This window comes from Bacillus sp. AR2-1, assembly GCF_008368755.1.
GTDB lineage: Bacteria > Bacillota > Bacilli > Bacillales > Bacillaceae_G > Bacillus_A > Bacillus_A wiedmannii.
Genome location: NZ_QORY01000011.1, coordinates 109923 through 126853, shown reverse-complemented (window position 1 = coordinate 126853; position 16931 = coordinate 109923). Strand labels below are relative to the sequence as shown.

The window sequence follows — 16931 nt, the reverse complement described above, 5'->3', positions numbered from 1 at the left end:
GGTTTCTAGCTTGCTCCCCCGACAGATATTCTGCCCGGGGGCAGGCTAACAAATGGAGATTACCGAAGACAAAAGAAGAAAAAACACACCGTTAGGCAAATAAGGGGAGGACATTTAAAATGATCGAAATTAAAGTACCTGAGCTTGCAGAATCTATTACTGAAGGAACTATCTCACAATGGCTTATCAACGTAGGCGACAAAGTTGAGAAAGGTGGCAGCGTTGTTGAGCTTGAAACTGATAAAGTCAATGTAGAAATCATTGCAGAAGATTCAGGTATTGTATCGAAGTTACTAGGCGAACCTGGGGATACAGTTGAAGTTGGTGCAACTATCGCAATTTTAGATGCAAACGGAGCACCAGTTGCAGTAAGTACACCTGCACCGGCTGCTGAACAGCCAAAACAAGAAACAACTGAAGCACCGAAAGCTGCGGCACCAAATGCTGAGCAAACTACAACTTTACAAGGTTTACCGAATACGAACCGTCCTATCGCATCACCAGCTGCTAGAAAAATGGCTCGTGAATTAGGTATCGACTTAAACGACGTACGTAGCACAGATCCACTTGGACGTGTGAGACCACACGATGTACAAGCTCATGCTGCCGCACCAAAAGAAGCACCAGCTGCTCCAAAAAGTCCAGCTCCTGCTCCAGTTGCAAAAACGGAATTCGAAAAACCAGTTGAGCGCGTGAAAATGTCCCGCCGCCGTCAAACAATTGCAAAACGCCTTGTAGAAGTTCAACAAACATCTGCAATGTTAACAACATTTAACGAAGTTGATATGACTGCAATCATGGAATTACGTAAAGAGCGTAAAGATGCTTTCGAGAAAAAACATGATGTACGTCTTGGCTTCATGTCATTCTTCACAAAAGCAGTTGTTGCAGCATTAAAACAATTCCCATTATTAAATGCTGAAATTCAAGGCGATGAGCTTATCATTAAAAAATTCTATGATATCGGTATTGCAGTAGCAGCTCCAGATGGATTAGTTGTTCCAGTTGTACGCGATGCTAACCAATTAAACTTCGCTGAAATCGAAAGCGAAATTCGTAATTTAGGTATGAAAGCACGCGATAACAAACTTTCATTAAAAGAGTTACAAGGTGGTACATTCACAATTACAAACGGTGGTGTATTCGGTTCTCTAATGTCAACACCAATCCTAAACAGCCCACAAGTAGGTATTTTAGGAATGCACAAAATCCAAGTACGTCCAGTTGCAATTGATGCAGAACGTATGGAAAACCGTCCAATGATGTACATCGCTTTATCTTACGATCACCGTATTGTTGATGGTAAAGAAGCAGTTAGCTTCCTTGTTGCTGTTAAAGATATGCTTGAAGATCCAAAATCATTATTATTAGAAGGTTGATAGATTAATAATCTATTACAGGCTGTAGAATGAATTATTCTACAGCCTTTTTTTATTGCATTCATATGGGACAAATTTCATTACATAAGCTAATAATGTATGCCTAAAACGTAAGGAGGATTAAAATGAATAACCTTCCAATTGATGCAAAACTTAAAGCAAATAAGGATACTTTTTTCCTCCCCGACTCAAACGGGGGTGTCTATTTTCGAAATAATGCCAGTTCATTTCGTATGGACGGTGATGGAATTTACAGCTGGATTGAAAAATTAATGCCAATGTTTAACGGGAATTATTCTTTAGCAGAAATAACCGATGGTCTCCCTCTCCCCTATCAAAATCGTGTATTTGAAATTGGAGAGATTTTATATGAAAATGGTTTCGTTCGGGATGTAAGTCAAGATGCACCTCATGAATTAAATAGCGCATTACTTGATAGATACGCTTCACAAATTGAATTTTTAGAAGCTGATTCTCATTCAGGCGCTCTAAAATTCGAAACGTATCGCGCGGCAAACGTCCTTATAATTGGTTCTGGAGATATGCTTACTTCCTTAGTTTCTTCTTTATTAGAATCAGGATTACCTACCTTTCATTACCTTGTTACAGATTATGAGGAAACAAATTACGATCGCATTCATGAGCTAGTAGAACTTGCACATGAAGTTGATGATCATGTCCTTGTTCAGGAAATAGATACGACAATTGATCGTCCCCTGCATGAAGTGTTCGAGCCTTTCGACTGGATTTTGTATGTTTCTCAAAATGGAGATATTGAAGGCCTAAGAGCAGTTCACACGATTTGTAGAGAAGTAGGAAAGAACTTCATACCTGCCGTCTGTTTATCAGCACTTGGTATAGCCGGCCCTATCGTAACAACTAATCGTGAAGAATGCTGGGAATCCGCATGGCATCGGCTACATGAAACAACTTTACAAAATGAACATTCATCAGCATCATTTTCACCACTTCCATCTGCAATGTTAGCAAATATAATCGTATTTGAATTACTTAAGCATGTCGCTGATGATTCCTACCGAGAAAAAGAACCACAATTCTTTTTATTAAATTACGAAACACTCGAAGGAGCATGGCATCCTTTTATAAAACATCCTCTCGCAACTGATGAAAGTTTTACAATTGATACGATAGAAAATCTTTCTGAACAACTTGAGCAACGGTCCAACCAACATACCTCAACTGATTTATTCCGCTTTTTCGACTCATTAACTTCTAAAGAAGCTGGTTTATTCCATGTATGGGATGAACAAGATTCATATCAATTACCGTTATCACAATGCCATATTCAAGTAGCTACTCCACTATCAGATGGTCCTGCTTCCCTCCTGCCTCTTATGACTTGTGGTGGTTTAACTCATAATGAAGCGCGCCGAGAAGCTGGTTTAGCAGGAATTGAAACATATGTAGCGGAAATTATGCACCGCCTTATTCCTGAACATAATGATATCGGTATTGGCGCTGGAGAAACGATGACAGAAGGTGTATACCGGGCGCTACAACAACATTTAAATAATAAATTGTATGAGCGGCAGTCACATATGCTAGAAGAAATTACGACGATTGATTTAACTGCAATTCATGATAAACATTGTAGATTTTATTACGATGCTCTCTCTACAATTCATGAAACACCTAAAATAGCAGTAAGTGAAGAGATTCTCAGCTTTCCTGTCGTTTGGGTCGGTATAAATGATCGCTGGTACGGTGCATCTAATATTAATATGACGTTAGCCTTACGAAACGCACTACAACTATCACTTCTTCATATTCAAAATGAAGAGACTCCTTATAGAGCTAATATCTTGCCTGAATCATCGATTATTTTATATGATACTGATTCTTTTAGATTAGAAATACAAGAAGAAGGAGAAATTCCAAGCACGCAATCTGTGCAGCTTGCCTTGCAACATTTAGAAGAACATAATTTTTATCCATTCGTGTTTGATTTAGCCATTGAATCATTTTTGAAAGAAAACTTAGATGGTGTGTACGGTGTATTAATTGCAAAGGAGGACAGTCTATGACTCAAAATATATTGCTTATAGGAGATGGCTTACTTGCAAACTATGTACATGATCAACTATGCAAACAATATTCTATCATTCGCCAACATAACCTTACAGAAGAACTCCCTGAAAATATTCATCTCGCTCTCGTATTACATGATGGCTCTCCTTCTACTATTCATCATGATGCCGAGCTAATGTTTCGGTCGAATCATATTCCATGGCTACGTGCATTCACTTCATTTGGTGAAGGTATTATCGGTCCTTACATTCATCCTCTTGCAACTGGCTGTTCCAACTGCTCTGATGGACGCCGATTTATCGCTGGATTTGATCAACAAGAAATGTGGGCACTACAGCGGAAATATGCGTTAAAGGCAGATAATGTAACAAGGCGTGATGTACGTGCCACCCAAAATGGTATGTTACAAATGTGCCATCTTATTCGTGCAGAAACAGAGAAAATATTAACTCATAACCATTCTTCTTTAGAAAATGAACTCATTTTACTAAACTTACAAACACTGCAATGTACGCGGCATTCTTTTCTTCCCGATCCGCTCTGCCCTGTATGTAGCAATTTGCCTGATGATACGGCAGATGCAGCAGCGATTTCGTTACAACCGAGCTTAAAAACAAGCGAAGCAGCATATCGCTGTCGTTCCATTCATGAACTAAACACATTTTTAACGAGAGATTATTTAGATTATCGCGTCGGTATGTTGAACGGAAAAATGCAGCATTCTTTATTACCATTTGCTGACGTTATTATAAACATGCCATTAATGTTTGGAAATGAAGGTGTTGCAGGCCGAACTCATTCATTTGCAATGAGTGAAGCGACTGCTATTTTAGAAGGTTTAGAACGATATTGTGGTATGTCACCTCGAGGAAAAAAGACAAATGTACACGGCAGTTTTCGTGAGTTAGAGGATCATGCACTTAATCCCCTCTTGCTCGGTGTACATACAAATGAACATTATAATCGTAATAGTTTTCCGTTTAAACCGTTTGATCCTGACTATGAACAAAACTGGGTATGGGGCTACTCTTTATTACAAAACCAGCCAATTTTAGTTCCTGAATCAATTGCTTATTATAGCCTCGGTCATCGAGATGCTTTCGTGTATGAAACATCAAATGGATGTGCAATTGGTGGTAGTTTAGAAGAAGCAATTTTTCATGGCATTTTAGAAATTGTAGAGCGTGACGCCTTTTTGCTCACTTGGTATGCCGAATTACCTCTCCCCCGCCTTGATCTTAGTTCAGCAAATGATACGGAATTACAATTAATGATTCAGCGGCTGTACACGATTACTGGGTATGAATTACATGCTTTTAACGCAACGATGGAACACGGTATCCCAAGCTTATGGGTAATTGCGAAAAATACGCGTGAAAATGGAATGAACGTTGTTTGTGCGGGAGGCTCTCATTTAGACCCTGTCCGCGCTTTAAAGAGTGCCATCCATGAAATAGCAGGCATGTTACTAATAGCAGACGATGAACTCGAACAAAAAAGAGAGCATTACGAAAACTGCTTACAAGACCCTTATCTCGTAAATAAAATGGAAGACCATAGTATGCTGTACGGATTAAAAGAAGCAGAAGAACGTCTTCACTTTCTTTTACGTGACGATGCCCCGGTACAATCATTCCAAAAAATGAATGCATTACAATCAGTTGATCTAGATTTAACATCCGATCTTCATCAACTTTTAAACCGTCTGCAGCAATCTGGACTTGACGTAATCGTTGTAAATCAAACAGTACCTCTTATAGAAAAAAACGGATTACATTGTGTAAAAGTCATTATTCCAGGCATGCTACCGATGACGTTCGGCCACCATCTCACTCGAGTTACAGGACTGGATAGAGTATATACTGTGCCGATGACACTTGGATATACAAACGAACCTTTAACAAATGAACAATTAAATCCACATCCGCATCCGTTTCCATAGTAAAGGAGGGGATTCTATGCAGCTGGATACTTTTTTACATCATCTCCATTTTTCTATAGACGAAATTATGCCGAACCATGAAGTGGATTGGGAAGATGCACCGCTCCCTTATAAATTATATCGAAATGTCCCTATCATTCCACTCTCTTTAGAAATCCCATTATCTTTACCTAACTCTTCTACTACACCTACTTTGAAGGAGATTGGTCATTACCTTTGGTCCTCATTTGGTTTAACACAGTTATGTCAGCTAAATAGCGAAAAAATTTTATTCCGAAGATCTATCCCTTCAGGCGGCGCTTTATATCCAAATGAATTGTATATATATTTAAAGATCGATGATTATCCAGACGGTATTTACCATTACGACGCTGCGCACCACCGACTTATTTTACTTCGCGAAGGAAATTTCGATTCTTACATTACAGAAGCACTTGGCAACCGTTGTAACATACAGTCTTGTTTTGGCGCTGCATTCGTATCCACTATGTTTTGGAAAAACTACTTTAAATACAATAACTTTTCATATCGACTTCAAGGATTAGATAGTGGTGTTCTCATCGGACAATTACTTGCATGTGCCAAACAATTCGGTTACACAAATGGCGTATACTTTCAGTTTCTAGACCGGGCAATCAACCATTTACTCGGACTGTCAGAAGGCGAAGAAAGTGTGTATGCTGTCGTTCCTTTAAGTACAGAACCGCAAACGAATTGGTTTCACAATGATTACCGTGAAAATAAAACAGTTACTTCTCATGAGTTGTTACAGCAAATTCCGCCGTTAGCACACGAACATTTCGTTCGATCAAAGCAAGTATATAAACATCCGATGATAACAAAAATAAATGAAGCTTCTATGATTGAATCGACAGCACACTTCCAAACACTACATCATGAAGAGCACTATCAGCATCATGCGCACGCTGTACAGTTGCCGCAAGTAGAACGGTTATCGTATGATTTCTTACAACTTTGTAAAGAACGGTATTCCCCTGATGCTGACTTTACTTTCACGAAATGGGATGCAGCCGAGCTCGCTACTTTACTACAAGAAGCGAGTCTCTCCTTCCCTTATTACAACGACCTTGATGGTCAGTATGTAAATGAAAATGCACGGGTCTCATTATATGGATGTTTTTATAACGTAAAAGATATAGAGAACGGCGCTTATTCTTATAACAGTAAAACACATTCCATACAGCCACTTCGATATGGAGACCTTCGTTATCCCCTTCAATCCAGTATGACGATGGATAACGTAAATCTTTTTCAAGTACCGCTTTGCCTACATGTAGTCGGAAAGAAAGATTACTATACAAATGCATTAGGCTATAGAGGATACCGTATTCACCAAATGGAAGCTGGCATACTCGTTCATAAACTCGTTTTCGCCGCAACCGCGATGGGGATGGGCGGGCATCCATTACTAAGTTTTGATACAAATTCATGTGATCAGTTATACGGGATAGATACTGGAAATGAAACGTCTCTCATTCAAATCCCTGTTGGAGCGTATCGAGCGCGGAATTGGTTAAAAGGGGATTTGCGTAATTAGAAGCACGCCGGTGGACGGCGTGCTTTTTTACTAGATTAACTTAAAAATACTCTTAATTTGTCTCGCAAATAACCAGTTTTTCGTACCGTAGTTATCATTTAAACTATCTAAATTGATAGATTTCCCGTTAGCAAACTTTAATTCTAACGTTGTATTTTTGTCATTTGTTTTTAAGTTGCTATGTGTAATTGCTTCATACTTTAATTTTTCGATTTCAACATATTCATCTTTTTCTTGTCCAATCACGACATGATCTTGGAAGAAGAACAATACTTCTACTTTCTTACCGAAACAAAATACATTTTTCGTATAAATTAATGTCGCATTATCAAGTCCGACGCATACTTCTTTCATCTCTTCCACAACGTTTCCAAAGTCTTCTTCTTGTCTTGCATTTGATTCAGCAATCCATTCTTCGATTGTTTTCATGTTAATTGCCATACTGTGCCCCCTGGTTCGTTCATTGCTTTATTAAAAAATAAATACTATATGAAAATATAAGCGATAAGTACTATGTTTTCAAGGGCGAACGGTATATTCGAAATAAAGTGAAACTTTAATTAGTGGGGGTTTTCTTCATCCCCCACTGATTATTAGCCTTCACCAATCGGGCTTTTACGGGCAGCCCGCCCCCACTTAGCTTCTTTGCTTTCGCTGAATTTTGAGGTGGGGGTCTTACTGCCCGTTAATGCGGGATAAAGTTAAATTTCAAAGTAATATACTAGGAGCATCGATTTCATTATATTTTAAACGTTTGAACGAGGCATTCTTCATCATCGATTAACTGTGTTTTCTCATCAAATTCGATATTTAACTCCCTATATACTTTCTTCCAAAAAGAAACTGCTGGTACATTTTTCACAAGTTCGATAACGAAATATTGCCCTCGTTTCTCTTTTAGTACATTCTCAATAACTTGTTTAGCGATTCCTTTTCCTTTGTACTGATTCAATATGAAAATGTCATTAATACAAAAGTCATTTTCTTTTTTCAAATATGGACGTTCCAATAGTAATAAAAAACCTACAATATCATTATCACTTTTAATAAAATACGGAGTGATTCCGTCATTTACCCAAAACATATGCAAATCTTCGTATTCAAAAAATCCATTTGCCCCAATCTTTATATTAGGAGTGAATGTAGAGAGATCATGAAGATATAGTGCGTACAAATTACGTAATATTTCTTTTTCAGATTCTTGAACAGTTTGAAGTGCTACAAACATTTTTAATGATCCCCTTCCCTATATGTAACTGTTTCTTCCTCTTTATTATTCGCTAAAAAAGTTTACCTACCTTTGCAAAAAAAATAGCACTTAAAAAGTGCTATTCTGCTCTCCTTGCCGCTTGCTGAATTGGATCCCAAACGCTGTTATATGGTGGTGCATAACTTAAGTCGACATCTTCTAACTCGTGAATGCTCATTTTATTAAAAAGCGCCATTGCGATTACGTCAATTCGCTTATCTACACCTTCTTCTCCAATTACTTGTCCGCCCAATAATTGTTTTGTGTCCGAGCGATATAGTAATTTCAAGTGAAGTGGCTTAGCACTTGGATAATAACCGGCCATATTTGTTGAATCTACATGAACCGTCTTATACGGGATGTTTAGCCCTTTTGCTTCTTTTTCATTCAAGCCTGTTCTTGCGAGCGTCAAATCCATAAATTTAATAATACCTGTACCTAACGTACCTTTAAAGGCTCTTCGTTTATCAAGCATGTTCAGTCCTGCAAGTCGGCCTTGTTTATTAGCAGTCGTTCCGAGCGGGATATGATCATGAATTTCCTTTATAACGTGGTAATGTGTTGCACAATCACCAGCTGCATATACGTCCTGCACATTCGTTTGCATATATGCATTTACTTCAATTGCCCCTTTATAATTTGTACGTATATTTGTTCCTTCAAGAAAATCAGTATTTGGCTTCACTCCAACCGATACTAAAACAAGATCCGCTTTATACGTTCCTTTATCTGTTTCAATTTGTTCCACTCTTTCATTTCCTTTAAATGCTTTCACATTTTCATTCGTTAAAATTTCAATATTGTGTTTATCTGCTTCTTTATGTATATATTCAGCCATATCTGCATCATAAATCGTACCGATATGATCATTTCGCTCAATCATTCTTACTTTCTTACCAAGTTCGACGAATGTTTCTGCCATCTCCAGTCCAATCGCACCGCCGCCAATAATCGTTACATCTTCAACTTTATTTGTTTCTAACGTTTTTAATATGCGCTCAGCATCTGGAATTGTTTTTAAAAGATGAACGCCTTGCAAATCTCGACCTTCCCATTCTGGCATAACAGGACGCACTCCAGTCGCAATTAATAATCGATCGTACGGAAATTCAAAAACATCTTTCGTCTTCGTATGCTCTGCGTACACCATTTTCTTTTCCGTATCTACTTTCGTTACTTCATGACGCACTTTCGCATCAATTCCGTATTTATCACGAAACGTCTTTACATTACGCGCGATTAATTTTTCCGTTGAAGTGATAGCACCACTAATGACATACGGTAATCCACACTGCGCGTACGAATAAATTTCACCTTTTTCTAACGTTACAACATTTGCATTTTCATCGTTTCTAACAATTTGCATAGCTGCACTCATACCAGCTGCATCTCCGCCAATAATGACATAGTTCACTTTACCACTCCTTCTTTTTTGCATACTCTTTACGTTTTCCATATTTTACAGAAATAACACCTACTTCCATTGTAAAGAAAGAGAATTTCAACTTCAAATTTGGTGCACAAACCTATGCCTTAATAGGTAAGTGTCGTGTCTTATAAACAACATGTTTAATATGCTATAACAGTAACTATTGAAAGTAGGTGAAACATACATGTGCGCCGGCCTTCTCGCTCAAACTCCAGAGGAACCGAAAGAACCAAAACCCGCCTTGTCGCTTGATCAAGAATTTTCTATTAACGCAACCATTTATAGTGCTCGTGCTTGGTTATCTAATGATGAAACTTTCCCACAAACGATTTGGAAAGGCTCTCACTTCGCTTCAGCATCACACGCTGGCAAGTCCATCTTACCAATCGGTACTGTAAAAATTTTGAACTTATCCGATGATACAATAACAGTTACTGCATCATCAGAATCAGATGATACTCTCAAAATAGTCGTACCCCCTCATTCTGAAGGTGTGTTAACATCTAGCGCATTATCTGATGTGCAAGCAAGTACATCAGGAGGAGCAAGTAAAGTCACATTCCTCTTTCATATCTTTTTCTCAAGGGATCCTGGTTCAGATAAAAAACCATAAAAAAGGTACAGTTATGCACTGTACCTTTTTTCACGTGTTCTATTCTCTTGATTTGATGAGTTCAACATTATAAGATTCAATATCCGTTAGCTTTCCTGTAAAATACGGATTCTCTCTATACCAAGACTGTTTTGAAAAATACGCTTGCATATCTTTCGTTTGAAACATATGTCCATGTCTTGCGTATATTTCGTTTCTCGCTATTTTCAATTGTTCTTTCGATAAATATGCTAAGTCCGTACTCGTTAATTTTCGAATATCACTATCAGGAAAGATGAAACCATTATATACATACCGAGTCGTAGGTGGCGGAGTAACATTGTAAACAACGTTTTTTTCTGTACCTTTCTTTTCGAATGGAAGATTATAAGACGGAAGTGCCGTTACCGTTTCTACCTTCGTCGTTTCCCTTCCGTTTTCTCCATTTCGTTCTAAATAAATCGTCGTACTTCCATCAGTTGCTACCGGGCCCCACGTAATTTCTTCCCCAGCCAGCGCTGTAACTGGTTTTTGATTCACGTACAATGTTGCACCCGGTGCATTCGTTTGGACAGTAATATATTGCCCTTGCAACGTTAAATCTATCGTTACGTTATTTTGTCCTTGTTTCATAAGTACAACCTTTTCTTCACGTGATAGTTTCACATAGTCATTTTTATATTCTGCTTGGAACACTTGAGTTCCTGGAAGAAATGGCCCATATTGTTTCTCAAACTTTTTGTCATCTGTTTTATCAATTTCTTTTCCGTTCATTTTTAAAGTTGTACCTTTTTCATTTGAAAGCAACGTCGTATAATACGTCTTCGCTTTCAATTTATACCGATCAAATAAAAAGAAATACTTGCCGTCTTTCGTTAACGAAAAATCTTCTTTTTCAATTCCATCCCTCTTTTTTTCACCTATCCTCAAATGTTCTTTCAATTCATTCACATAAGATGGGTTTTCTTTTATATACGAAAAAAGTGGCATTAAACTCTCTCTCGTTACAATAACTGATGGATCATCTGCCGTGACGATTTCAGCTAACTTCTCCCCGTCCCTCTCTTGTAAAATAGTAATGATCCGATCTACTTGTGCCGCCTGCTTATAATACGATGATCCGTACAAATACAACCCAATAATCACTACAGCAAGTAATATTAAGAGTGTAATGCCAACTTTTGTACCACCGCTCATTTTCTTCTTTACTACAAGACTTTCCCTCTTCTGACCGCAGTTTTGACAAAATTGCACACCGTCTTCAAGCTGAGTCCCACACTTTGTACATACATTCATCCATTCAACCACCTTTTCGTTAGAAGCCAGTTAATCCCTGAGTAATGGTTTGAATTATCGTGCTAATGTAAGACCACAGTACAATGAATGTTGCAATTCCGATTAAAACATTTGCGATAAGAAGTGTGTAAATAGGATCTAATCCACCGTTATCTAGTTTTAATATGGCAACAGTTATACTAATCCCTATATAAGTTGTAGCTACAGATAATAATATCGGTAAGAAAAAGATTAATAAAAAACTAAAAAGAAAAGAAAGAACTAATATAGCAATAACTGGCGTCGCTATCGTCCCCCATATTCCAAATACTTCAAGAAACGAAAAAGATGATTTCATCATCTTCCCACTTACAAAAATAATAAATCCAACAAATAAAGTTAAAATTAGTAAAAATAAAAAGACCGTTACAGAGTCCAAAAAGAATGTAGGAGTAGGTATATCTGGTGCAAATGTTTTCGTAACAGCTGCTGCAGCACTCATCATTCTATAAAAAATACATGCACCTAAAAAACAAATAAGAACAAGACTTACAATTCCATTTCGTACTTCAACCTTGCCGCTTTTCATAATCGCTGTCGGTGCTTTGAAAGCATGTTTAAAAAACTGAAAATACCCACTCGCAAATCGCTTCGCTTGCTCTACCGTTTCATTCGGTCGAGTTTCCTTCGCTTGTTCCGGCTCTTCTTCTTGGCCACTACTTGCCACTACTTCTTCCGTTAACGAATGTCCACAATTTCCGCAAAACTTTGCCTCTGCTGCATTTTCTGTATGACACGCCGGACATTTCATTCTCTCTTCCCTCCTTAAGCAGATACCATATAGGGTGTTACAAATTCAATATATGACTTTGTACATAAAACATGACTACAAGAAAAAGATTATGAAATCCTTCTTTCAAATGAAAATATATGTGCTAGCAATCTTGAAAAATAATGCTATTATGAAACAGAACAAATAACATTTTTAACAGATTGGATGACTGGCAATGGAATTAGTAAACTCAATTTTTCAAATACTCCTTACAAGCGTAATCCAATTATTTTCTTTAATTGGCGTTATCATTGTAATTGGATTTCTATTAGGTTATTTAGAATCTCTCACACGCATGTATTGGTCGAGAGCTTTCGGAAGAAAAGGATTCCTTTTAACGGCGTGGATTGGTGTTCCTATTCATGAACTTGGACATGCCATTATGTGTGTACTATTTCGTCATAAAATTGTAGCAACGCAGTTTTTCCCAACAGATACAAGCCAAGGTGCCTTAGGCTACGTACAACATCAATACAATCAAAAAAGTGTATATCAACGAATTGGGAACTTCTTCATTGGAATCGGTCCTATTATTTCCGGTATTACTGCGTTAATCCTTTTAATGCGCTATTTCGTATCAAATTCATATTTCTTATTTAATACAACCCTCGAAAAAACAATCGCTTCTACTTCTATTAATATAGAAATGGTTCAAAACATGCTCTTGTCGACGTTTGTATTATTGAAAAGCTTATTTACAATAAGTAATTTATTAAATCCTTCTTTTTGGTTATTTTTATTTATCGCCATTTGTATTTCTGCACATATCGCTTTAAGTAAACCAGATATTAAAGGATCAATAGACGGTGTTATCGTCATGTTTATCGTATTATTTTTATTCAACATAATAGCAGGACTATTTCAGTACGACAGTAACCAGCTCATTGGAAAAGTGATGAAGTATAATATGTACCTCATTGCGTTTTCTAGTGTGGCTCTGCTGTTCTCTTGTATTTCTACACTTGTTAGTTTTGGGTTTTATAAAATAAGAGGAGGGCGTTCGTTGTGAACGCCCTCCTCTCATCATTTATTTCCCTTATAATCACAATGCTCAACCGGAACATGAGCATGTCCTTCTTCATCTGTACACCATGACTGCGACTGGAAGGCAAGAAAGATACCAACCCATTCTTCTTCCTTTTCAAAGTGAATGAGTATTCCCCCGTCTTGCCATATACCATTATCACCTTTCCATTTCTCTACATTCCCTTGATTCATATGAATATCATGTATACCGTTTCCTGGTTTGAAATGAAAATAGGAATCTGGTGTATTTTCTTCTGGTCCCCATCTTTCACCGAACGCATAAATAATTGCTTTTTCTTCTATCGCGCGTTTTATATAACGCTCTATTTTTTCATTTAAATCATTATCTGTTCCTGCTTTTTCGGGAGGTAAAGGAATCATTTGTTTTGAGTCAAATAGATTTCCTCTTACATAATCTAAAGCCACTTTCGGCTCATTATTTTTTACTTCCGTAAAACCAAATGGTAATGTCGGTAAAATGTGAATCGCCTCTGACCGAATATCGGTACTCGCAAAATATAAAACTTCTGACGGATAACTTTGCGATTTCACGTTAATTGCAATACGATAATCTACTCCTGCTTCGCCTTGTAAATGAACTTGATAATGAGGTGTTTTCCCTTTTCCAATCTTTGATTGTATAACTGTACCTTTTAACACACCGTAGTTTTTTAGGGGCATACATTTCATCTCCTATTCATTTAGTAGAAGCTTTACATAATTAAAACATTATCCAATCATAAAAAAAATCCTCCTATGTTAGGAGGATTTTTAATTTCTCAACATATACCAAACACTAACCTCTACCACTACAAGCAACACCGCACCAAAAATCATTAACGTCGTCTTCTTTAATAGTTCATTTTCACGATACGGTATATTACATAAATAAGCACCTAACGTAATCCGTGACGGGCAAGCGATTGTCGCTACTGATGATGCGGTGTTTTGCAGTGTTGTGACGTATTGCCACGGGAGTGCTACGTTTTGCGCAGTTTGCATTTGTAGTTTTATGAACATCGCATTTGATCCTGCGTTACTACCTGTTAAAAAGCCACCGATTCCGCCGATAAACGGAGCAACGAAAACGAAAAATGTTCCAAATGTTTCACCAGCTGTTTTTGCCAGTAATGAATGCATGCCAGATGCACCCATTAGTTCTGAAATGGCGATAAACATTGTCGTTGTAATCGCAAAAGGAATCCATTGTTTTATCGTTTGCGAGAGTGATTGTTTAATAATATGAGATGGAATGCGGAAGAAAATAATAGTAAATAGGCAAGTCATACCGAGCCAAAATCCTGGTGAATATAGTAGCTCCAGTTTATAAGAGTATGATTTTAAATCAAGGACTGCATATGATCTGAATACATCATGTAATACTGGTACGAGGCGAGAAAGTAAAATACAAACTGTTAGGAATATATAAGGGCTAATAATTTTTATAATAGATACTTCTCTCTCCGTTGCCGCAGCATGTTCTGTCATTAAATTTTGCTCACTTTTTCCTTTTAATTTAATGATAAGAAAACCAAATGCAATTGTAACGATAGAACTTAATATACCTGCTAGTTCAACACTTACGTATGCGTTAGAAAGATAAATTCCGAGAGAAAATAATAGAAAGAAACCGAATCCTTCTTTCCACTTTTCAATAACAGCCTGCCAACCACCAACAACGTGTAAAGAAAGGATGACGAAATAAGCAAACATCGGAATGCTTAGTAGTGCCGTATTCGTGCCAAGTATTGTAAGCGGCATATTTATAAGCTGCGAACCGATAATCGTACCAGTTGCCATTGCGCCCCATGAACTAGCTAGTAAACCAATAAATGAAAGTAGTACAGCTTGAAACGGTTTATAGCCTAATGATAGAAAGATAGGTGCTGCAACCATGAAGCCAATTCCGAATCCACTTACTGATTCGATTAGCGGACAAATACCAAAACACATAAGGAGCATTTGTAATAAACGATCGTGCGTCACTTCTTCTAGAAAACGTGCTACTTGATCGATGTACCCCATTTTATTCATGAGGTGAAATAAAAAAATACCGAAAAACAACACGTACCCGACAATAAAACAAATTAACCAACCTTTAATCGTTGCGTGCACAGTTTCACTTATCCCTAGTTGAAACGTTGGCGAGAGTAAAACGATTCCAACAGACACAACGTAAGCAATTAAAGAGGACCTTAATGACGTTTGTTTAAATAAAAATAAACAAATGAAAATCATCATAATTGGGATAAGTGCCAACAATATGGCCATGTTATCATCTCTTTTCATTAAAAATACAATTTTTAACTATTATATAACAGATTCCATAATTTTCAATTGTTTTTACTACAGATTCAAAAAAGGAGCCATTTAGCTCCTTTTTTGAATCACTCCCATTTTCTTTTATCCTGAAAAACGCTCTGCTGTCCAACTATTTTGTCTAATACAACAAACACAATATAAGCACATATTACTTGCAATACAACATTTCCAAATTTCATTAATTCAAATGAATGGATCCAGCGAAATAATTCGTTTAATAATACAATCGAAACGATACTAAATAGTTCTATACTAATCGAAAATATACATATTTCTAAAATAGATTGCTCTTGAATGCGATTTAAGTTGGAAAAGATGAATACATATCCTAAAAATAGAGCCATCACCTCTATTTTCGTCATGCTAATAAGCCAAGCGTATAATGGTACAGTTAGAAGAAGATATAGTAGTTTCCGTCTTAGCATGCTTTCTCACCCTCTAAGTTATATGTATTTTCTGTATATTTTAACATTTATTACGTAAAACAAAAAGAAGAGACTTATGCCTCTTCTTTTTGTTTTGTTGCCTGTATTAATTCACATATTTCTTCTCGCTTTTCATTTTCTAACAGCTCGATGACTTTACTTCCAACGACTACTCCATCACATATTGTAATCATTTCTTCTACATGTTCCTTTGTTGAAATACCGAACCCTGCCACTACCGGTAAATGTGTATGTGATTTTACTTTTTCTAAGTAACTATGAATCTCACCTTTAAAGTTTTGACGTACTCCTGTTACGCCCGCTACTGTAACAGCGTAAACGAACCCTTCTGATTCACTCGTAATTTTTTCAATTCGCTCAATTGGGCTCGTTACTGTAACGAGTGGAATTAGCGCAATGTTTGCCTCTCGAAGTAACGGGGCAATAATATTTTGCTCTTCATACGGTAAGTCTGGAACGATGATGCCATCTACACCTGCTTCTATACAGTTTTCGATGAATCGTTCTTTTCCGAATGCCAGTACCGGATTTAAATATGTCATGAGTACAAACGGAATTTGTACTTCTTTCCTTACCTCTATTAATGCTTGAAAAATACCTTTTACTGTTACACCGCTATCTAGCGCTCGTTTCCCTGCTCTTTGAATCGTTGGACCATCTGCGACTGGATCTGAAAACGGAATGCCGATTTCAACGATGCTCGCTCCTGCTTCGTCTAGAAAACGAATTCTTTCTTTTAATTTTTCAAGGCCACCATCTCCGCCCATTACGTACGGAATAAATGCTTTCTTACTATTTTCAAACGCTGCTTTAATTTTTTCTACTCCCATTT

The 16931-nt window shown here is 37.2% G+C and carries 15 protein-coding genes; 6 read left to right on the top strand and 9 right to left on the bottom strand.

Annotated elements, in window-relative coordinates; genetic code table 11:
• Window positions 1-119: 119 nt before the first annotated feature.
• The 4 genes from odhB to DT250_RS14590 all read left to right on the top strand — a co-directional run bounded on the left by odhB (window position 120) and on the right by DT250_RS14590 (window position 6928).
• Window positions 120-1379 (top strand): 2-oxoglutarate dehydrogenase complex dihydrolipoyllysine-residue succinyltransferase, encoded by a 1260-nt coding sequence (odhB, locus tag DT250_RS14605; protein ID WP_000569906.1) that lies wholly within the window; start codon window positions 120-122, stop codon window positions 1377-1379.
• Window positions 1380-1504: 125 nt separating this feature from the next.
• Window positions 1505-3424, top strand: coding sequence for a putative thiazole-containing bacteriocin maturation protein (locus DT250_RS14600; RefSeq protein ID WP_149213236.1), 1920 nt, complete (start codon window positions 1505-1507; stop codon window positions 3422-3424).
• Entirely contained in the window at window positions 3421-5370 is a 1950-nt protein-coding gene (locus DT250_RS14595) for a TOMM precursor leader peptide-binding protein (RefSeq protein WP_149213235.1), read from the top strand. The genes DT250_RS14600 and DT250_RS14595 overlap by 4 nt, the downstream gene beginning before the upstream one ends.
• A gap of 16 nt (window positions 5371-5386) precedes the next feature.
• Window positions 5387-6928, top strand: coding sequence for a SagB family peptide dehydrogenase (locus tag DT250_RS14590; protein ID WP_149213234.1), 1542 nt, complete (start codon window positions 5387-5389; stop codon window positions 6926-6928).
• 30 nt (window positions 6929-6958) lie between these two features.
• Here the strand turns inward: DT250_RS14590 and DT250_RS14585 are convergent, their stop codons facing one another.
• The 3 genes from DT250_RS14585 to DT250_RS14575 form a co-directional block, all read right to left on the bottom strand.
• Window positions 6959-7369, bottom strand: coding sequence for a DUF3908 family protein (locus tag DT250_RS14585; protein WP_075308507.1), 411 nt, complete (start codon window positions 7367-7369; stop codon window positions 6959-6961).
• A gap of 298 nt (window positions 7370-7667) precedes the next feature.
• Window positions 7668-8156 carry a GNAT family N-acetyltransferase gene (locus DT250_RS14580; protein WP_149213233.1) on the bottom strand — a complete coding sequence of 163 codons (489 nt, stop codon included), beginning with the start codon at window positions 8154-8156 and terminating at the stop codon, window positions 7668-7670.
• A 100-nt stretch (window positions 8157-8256) separates the two neighbouring features.
• Window positions 8257-9591, bottom strand: coding sequence for a CoA-disulfide reductase (locus tag DT250_RS14575; protein ID WP_149213232.1), 1335 nt, complete (start codon window positions 9589-9591; stop codon window positions 8257-8259).
• A 199-nt stretch (window positions 9592-9790) separates the two neighbouring features.
• Between DT250_RS14575 and DT250_RS14570 the strand changes: the two genes are divergently transcribed.
• A complete protein-coding gene (locus DT250_RS14570; protein ID WP_048567043.1) occupies window positions 9791-10219 on the top strand; it encodes a hypothetical protein in 429 nt (142 codons plus the stop codon).
• A 39-nt stretch (window positions 10220-10258) separates the two neighbouring features.
• Here the strand turns inward: DT250_RS14570 and DT250_RS14565 are convergent, their stop codons facing one another.
• Window positions 10259-11494: a TcaA 3rd/4th domain-containing protein gene (locus tag DT250_RS14565; protein ID WP_149213231.1), complete on the bottom strand. Its 1236-nt coding sequence runs from the start codon at window positions 11492-11494 to the stop codon at window positions 10259-10261.
• A gap of 19 nt (window positions 11495-11513) precedes the next feature.
• A complete protein-coding gene (locus tag DT250_RS14560) occupies window positions 11514-12284 on the bottom strand; it encodes a zinc-ribbon domain-containing protein (RefSeq protein WP_149213230.1) in 771 nt (256 codons plus the stop codon).
• A gap of 196 nt (window positions 12285-12480) precedes the next feature.
• On the opposite strand from DT250_RS14560, the gene DT250_RS14555 reads away from it, so the two are divergent.
• Window positions 12481-13314, top strand: coding sequence for a hypothetical protein (locus tag DT250_RS14555; protein ID WP_149213229.1), 834 nt, complete (start codon window positions 12481-12483; stop codon window positions 13312-13314).
• A gap of 14 nt (window positions 13315-13328) precedes the next feature.
• Here DT250_RS14555 and DT250_RS14550 read toward each other — a convergent pair whose 3' ends face one another.
• The 4 genes from DT250_RS14550 to trpA form a co-directional block, all read right to left on the bottom strand.
• The gene (locus tag DT250_RS14550) at window positions 13329-14012 is read right to left on the bottom strand and encodes a DUF2278 family protein (protein ID WP_149213228.1); all 684 of its coding nucleotides are present in this window, start codon (window positions 14010-14012) and stop codon (window positions 13329-13331) included.
• A 90-nt stretch (window positions 14013-14102) separates the two neighbouring features.
• Entirely contained in the window at window positions 14103-15602 is a 1500-nt protein-coding gene (locus DT250_RS14545; RefSeq protein WP_149213276.1) for an L-lactate permease, read from the bottom strand.
• A 116-nt stretch (window positions 15603-15718) separates the two neighbouring features.
• Window positions 15719-16078, bottom strand: a complete 360-nt coding sequence (locus DT250_RS14540) for a DUF4029 domain-containing protein (protein WP_087984759.1) — start codon at window positions 16076-16078, stop codon at window positions 15719-15721.
• A 74-nt stretch (window positions 16079-16152) separates the two neighbouring features.
• Window positions 16153-16929, bottom strand: coding sequence for a tryptophan synthase subunit alpha (gene trpA / locus DT250_RS14535; RefSeq protein WP_149213227.1), 777 nt, complete (start codon window positions 16927-16929; stop codon window positions 16153-16155).
• Between the last annotated feature and the right edge of the window lie 2 nt (window positions 16930-16931).